Below are 5,481 nucleotides of genomic sequence, written 5' to 3' on the forward strand. Positions count from 1 at the left end.
ACCGAGGATGGTGCCGCCGCGGGCCAGGATGCCGCTGACGGCGTTGAGGTCGAGGGGTCGGAAGTGGCCGTCGAGCAGTCCCTTGAACCCGTCCTCGAATCCGATGACCTCATCGCCGTGCCCCACCACGGCACGGTGGACGACCGAACGGATCACGGCGTTCAGGCCGGGGCAGTCCCCGCCTGCGGTGAGAATTCCGATGCGCATCGTGCTCTGTCTCCTGCTCGCTAGTGCCGTGCCTCCGGGCTGTCCCGTCCGTCCCTGGCGGGCGCGCGACGGCAACCGCCCGCCACGTACCCGGCCGTGCCACGGGCCAGGGCCCGCTTCCTCACGTCCCGGGACACCCGGACGCATCCAGTATGCGGGCGGCCCGGAAGTGCCCCGACGCGCCCTCCGGTACCGCGCTCCGTTCCGCCGGGGACCGCGGAGCAGCCCCGGCACAGGGCGCGCGGGGCCCCGTACCGTCAGTCACCACGGATTGTCCCACGCCGTGTCGGGCAGGTGGCCGGCCGAGGGGTCCGGGCGCCCGGCGGACGGCTTCCGGGCCGGTTCCTCCCGGCGGGCGGCATAACCGCCCGGGTGGGTATCGTCAAGAGGGCAGGACCAGCCGACCAGGACGGGAGAGCACGCGTGGCGCGCAGCGTGTATGTGACCGGGACCGACCGGGGGGACGGCCGTCAGGTCGTCGATCTGGGAGTCATGGAGCTACTGACGCGTCAGGTGGACCGGGTGGGTGTCTTCCGTCCGCTGGTCCACGACGGACCCGACCGGCTCTTCGAGCTGCTCCGGGCCCGCTACCGGCTCTCCCAGAGCCCGGAGAGCGTGTACGGCCTGGACTACCACGAGGCCTCCGCGGTCCAGGCGGAACAGGGTACGGACGAACTGGTCTCCCGGCTCGTCGAGCGTTTCCACCGGGTGGCCCGCGAGTACGAGGTGGTGCTGGTCCTCGGTACGGACTTCGCGGCGACCCAGCTCCCGGACGAGCTGGCGCTCAACGCCCGGCTCGCCAACGAGTTCGGCGCCTCGGTGATCACGGTGGTCGGCGGACAGGGCCAGGACGCCGGGTCGGTGCGGTCCGAGGCCCGCAACGCCTACCGCGCGTACGCCTCACTGGGCTGCGACGTCCTGACGGTGATCGTGAACCGGGTGGCGGCCGAGGACCGGGCGGAGATCGCCGACGGGCTGACGGACCAGCTCCCGGTGGTGTGCTCGGTGCTGCCGGACGAACCCGCGCTGTCCGCGCCCACGGTCTCCCAGATCACCACGGCCCTGGGCGGAACGGTTCTGCTCGGCGACGACTCGGGGCTGGCCCGGGACGCGCTGGACTTCGTCTTCGGCGGCGCGATGCTGCCGAACCTGCTCAAGGCCCTCACCCCGGGGTGTATGGTCGTCACCCCCGGCGACCGGGCGGACCTCGTCATCGGCTCGCTCGCCGCGCACAGCGCGGGCACCCCGCCGATCGCGGGCGTGCTGCTGACGCTGGACGAGCGCCCCGGCGAGGAGATACTCAAGCTCGCCGCCCGCCTCGCACCGGGCACCCCGGTGATCGCGGTGTCCGGCGGATCCTTCCCCACGGCGGGCGAACTCTTCGCCCTGGAAGGCAAGTTGAACGCCGCCACCCCCCGCAAGGCGGAGACCGCGCTCGGCGTCTTCGAGCGCCACGTGGACACCACCGCCCTGCTGGAGCGGCTCTCGGTGGCCCGCAGCGGCCGGGTCACCCCGATGATGTTCGAGCACGAACTGCTGGAGCAGGCCCGCTCCGACCGGCGCCGGGTCGTCCTGCCCGAGGGCACCGAGGAGCGCGTCCTGCGCGCCGCCGACGTGCTGCTGCGCCGCGACGTCTGCGACCTGACCCTCCTCGGAGACGTGGACGTCATCCGCAAGAAGGCCGCCGACCTCGGCATCGACCTCGCCGGGACCCGCCTCATCGACCCGCAGGCCTCCGAGCTGCGCCAGGGCTTCGCCGAGCGGTACGCCATGCTGCGCGCACACCGCGGGGTGACGGTGGAGCTGGCGTACGACGTCGTCTCGGACGTCAACTACTTCGGCACGCTGATGGTCGAGGAGGGGCTGGCCGACGGCATGGTCTCCGGCACGGTGCACTCCACGGCGGCGACCATCCGGCCCGCGTTCGAGATCATCAAGACCAAGCCGGACGCCTCGATCGTCTCCTCGGTCTTCTTCATGTGCCTCGCGGACAAGGTCCTCGTCTACGGCGACTGCGCGGTCAACCCGGACCCGGACGCGGAGCAGCTGGCCGACATCGCGGTGCAGTCGGCGGCCACCGCGCGGCGCTTCGGCGTGGAGCCGCGTATCGCGATGCTGTCGTACTCGACGGGCACCTCCGGCAGCGGCGCGGACGTCGACAAGGTGCGCGAGGCCACGGAGCGGGTACGCGCCTCGCGACCGGACCTGAGCATCGAGGGCCCGATCCAGTACGACGCCGCGGTCGAGCCGTCCGTCGCCGCCATGAAGCTGCCGGAGTCACCGGTGGCGGGGCGGGCGACCGTGCTGGTCTTCCCCGACCTGAACACCGGCAACAACACCTACAAGGCCGTCCAGCGGTCGGCGGGCGCCGTCGCGGTCGGCCCGGTCCTCCAGGGGCTGCGCAAGCCGGTCAACGACCTCTCGCGGGGCGCCCTGGTGCAGGACATCGTGACGACGGTGGCCATCACCGCGATCCAGGCGCAGGGCGAGGAGTGAACGAGTTGTCCACCACCCACGACACCACCCCCGAGGAGACGGCGAGCCGGGTGCTCGTCCTCAACTCCGGCTCCTCCTCGGTGAAGTACCAGCTCCTGGACATGCGCGACCGCTCACGGCTGGCGACCGGGCTCGTCGAGCGGATCGGCGAGTCCTCCTCCCGGCTGGTCCACACCCCGCAGGAGGGGCCGAAGCGCGAGCGCTCCGGCCGGATCGCCGACCACGACCAGGCGCTGAAGGCCGCGGCCGACGAGCTCGCGGCCGACGGTCTCGGCCTGGACTCCCCCGAGCTGGTCGCGATCGGGCACCGGGTGGTCCACGGCGGGCTGCGGTTCAGCGAGCCCACCGTGATCACCGACGAGGTGCTGAAGGAGATCGAACGGCTCGTCCCGGTGGCCCCGCTGCACAACCCGGCGAACATCACGGGGATCCGTACGGCCCGGGCCCTGCGCCCCGACCTGCCGCAGGTCGCGGTCTTCGACACGGCCTTCCACCGGTCGATGCCGGAGCACGCCGCCCGGTACGCGATCGACGTGGAGACCGCGGACGCCCACCGCATCCGCCGCTACGGCTTCCACGGCACCTCGCACGCGTACGTCTCCCGGCGGGCGGCCGAACTGCTGGGCCGGCCCGTCGAGGACCTCAACATGATCGTGCTGCACCTGGGCAACGGCGCCTCGGCCTCCGCGGTGGCCGGCGGCCGGTGCGTGGACACCTCGATGGGGCTGACCCCGCTGGAGGGGCTGGTCATGGGGACCCGCTCGGGCGACGTCGACCCGGCCGTCACCTTCCACCTCGAACGGGTGGCGGGGATGTCCACGGACGAGGTCGACGCCCTGCTCAACGAGAAGAGCGGGCTGGTCGGCCTCTGCGGCGACAACGACATGCGGGAGATCCTGCGCCGGGTCGACGAGGGCGACGAGCGGGCCGCGCTCGCGTTCGCCGTCTACATCCACCGGCTGAAGAAGTACATCGGCGCCTACGCCGCGGTCCTCGGCCGGGTGGACGCGGTCGTGTTCACGGCGGGGGTCGGCGAGAACTCGGCGCCGGTACGAGAGGCTGCCCTCGCGGGGCTGGAGGGGTTCGGCCTGGCCGTGGACCCGGACCTCAACGCCGTACGGTCCGGCGAACCCCGGCTCGTCTCGCCCGGGGACGCCCGGGTCGCGGTGGCCGTGGTCCCGACGGACGAGGAGCTGGAGATCGCCCGCCAGACCTTCGCACTGGCCCACAACTGAGCGGGTGGGCGCACCTTTGTACCTTCCACCAGACGGAATATTCCGCAGCGAAACAAACCGATAGGATCCGCCTCATGCGCCGTTCCAAAATCGTCTGTACCCTCGGTCCCGCCGTCGACTCCCACGAGCAGCTCGTGGCTCTGATCGAGGCCGGCATGAGCGTGGCCCGTTTCAACTTCAGCCACGGAACCCACGAAGAGCACCAGGGCCGCTACGACCGCGTCCGCAAGGCCGCCGCCGAGACCGGCCGCGCGGTCGCCGTGCTCGCCGACCTCCAGGGACCGAAGATCCGCCTGGCGAAGTTCGCGGAGGGCCCGGTCGAACTGGTCCGCGGGGACGAGTTCGTCATCACCACCGAGGACGTCCCGGGCGACAAGTCGATCTGCGGCACGACCTACAAGGGCCTGCCCGCCGACGTCACCAAGGGCGACCCGATCCTGATCAACGACGGCAACGTCGAGCTCAAGGTCGTCTCCGTCGAGGGGACCCGGGTCACCAGCATCGTCATCGAGGGCGGTGTGATCTCCGACCACAAGGGCATCAACCTGCCCGGCGCGGCGGTCAACGTCCCGGCGCTGTCCGAGAAGGACGTCGATGACCTGCGGTTCGCGCTGCGGATGGGCTGCGACCTGGTCGCCCTGTCCTTCGTGCGGGACGCGGAGGACGTCAAGGACGTCCACAAGGTGATGGACGAGGAGGGCCGCCGGGTCCCCGTCATCGCCAAGGTGGAGAAGCCGCAGGCCGTGGAGCACATGGAGGGCGTCGTCGCCGCCTTCGACGGTGTGATGGTGGCCCGTGGCGACCTCGCCGTCGAGTACCCGCTCGAACGGGTCCCGATGGTGCAGAAGCGCCTCATCGAGCTGTGCCGCCGCAACGCCAAGCCGGTGATCGTGGCGACCCAGATGATGGAGTCGATGATCACCAACTCCCGCCCGACGCGTGCCGAGGCGTCCGACGTGGCCAACGCGATCCTGGACGGCGCGGACGCGGTCATGCTGTCGGCGGAGTCCTCCGTGGGCGCGTATCCGATCGAGACGGTCAAGACGATGGCGAAGATCGTCGTCGCCGCCGAGGAGGAGCTGCTCTCCAAGGGCCTCCAGCCGCTGGTGCCGGGCAAGAAGCCGCGCACGCAGGGCGGTTCGGTGGCCCGTGCCGCCGCCGAGATCGCGGACTTCCTGAACGGCAAGGCGCTGGTCGCCTTCACCAAGTCCGGCGACACGGCCCGCCGGCTGTCCCGCTACCGCGCGGCGCAGCCGATCCTGGCCTTCACCACCGAGGAGTCCACCCGCAACCAGCTGGCGCTGAGCTGGGGCGTGGAGTCCTACGTCGTGCCGCACGTGGACAACACGGACGCGATGGTGGACCTGGTGGACGCCGAGCTGCTCAAGCTGAACCGCTACAGCGACGGCGACACGATGGTCATCACGGCCGGCTCGCCCCCCGGTGTCCCCGGCACCACCAACATGGTCCGGGTGCACCACCTGAGCGGCGAGCGCGCCTGACGCTCCCCCGCCCGCACGGCTGTGGCCCGCCCCCTGTGAAG

4 protein-coding genes are annotated in these 5,481 nt (G+C 71.5%); 3 read left to right on the plus strand and 1 reads right to left on the minus strand.

The window, feature by feature from the left end; translation table 11 throughout:
- The coding region (locus IH13_RS43035; protein WP_031089761.1) for a 6-phosphofructokinase at nucleotides 1–207 on the minus strand (207 nt) is incomplete at its 3' end.
- Nucleotides 208–630: 423 nt separating this feature from the next.
- Here IH13_RS43035 and pta point away from each other — a divergent pair.
- The 3 genes from pta to pyk all read left to right on the plus strand — a co-directional run bounded on the left by pta (nucleotide 631) and on the right by pyk (nucleotide 5,440).
- The gene (pta, locus tag IH13_RS0131630) at nucleotides 631–2,703 is read left to right on the plus strand and encodes a phosphate acetyltransferase (RefSeq protein WP_031089763.1); all 2,073 of its coding nucleotides are present in this window, start codon (nucleotides 631–633) and stop codon (nucleotides 2,701–2,703) included.
- A 5-nt stretch (nucleotides 2,704–2,708) separates the two neighbouring features.
- A complete protein-coding gene (locus tag IH13_RS0131635; protein WP_031089764.1) occupies nucleotides 2,709–3,938 on the plus strand; it encodes an acetate kinase in 1,230 nt (409 codons plus the stop codon).
- Between the two features lie 74 nt (nucleotides 3,939–4,012).
- Nucleotides 4,013–5,440, plus strand: coding sequence for a pyruvate kinase (gene pyk, locus IH13_RS0131640; protein WP_031089766.1), 1,428 nt, complete (start codon nucleotides 4,013–4,015; stop codon nucleotides 5,438–5,440).
- Nucleotides 5,441–5,481: the final 41 nt, after the last annotated feature.

Origin of the sequence: Streptomyces sp. NRRL WC-3549 (assembly GCF_000721935.1) — a bacterium.
Classification (GTDB): Bacteria; Actinomycetota; Actinomycetes; order Streptomycetales; family Streptomycetaceae; genus Streptomyces.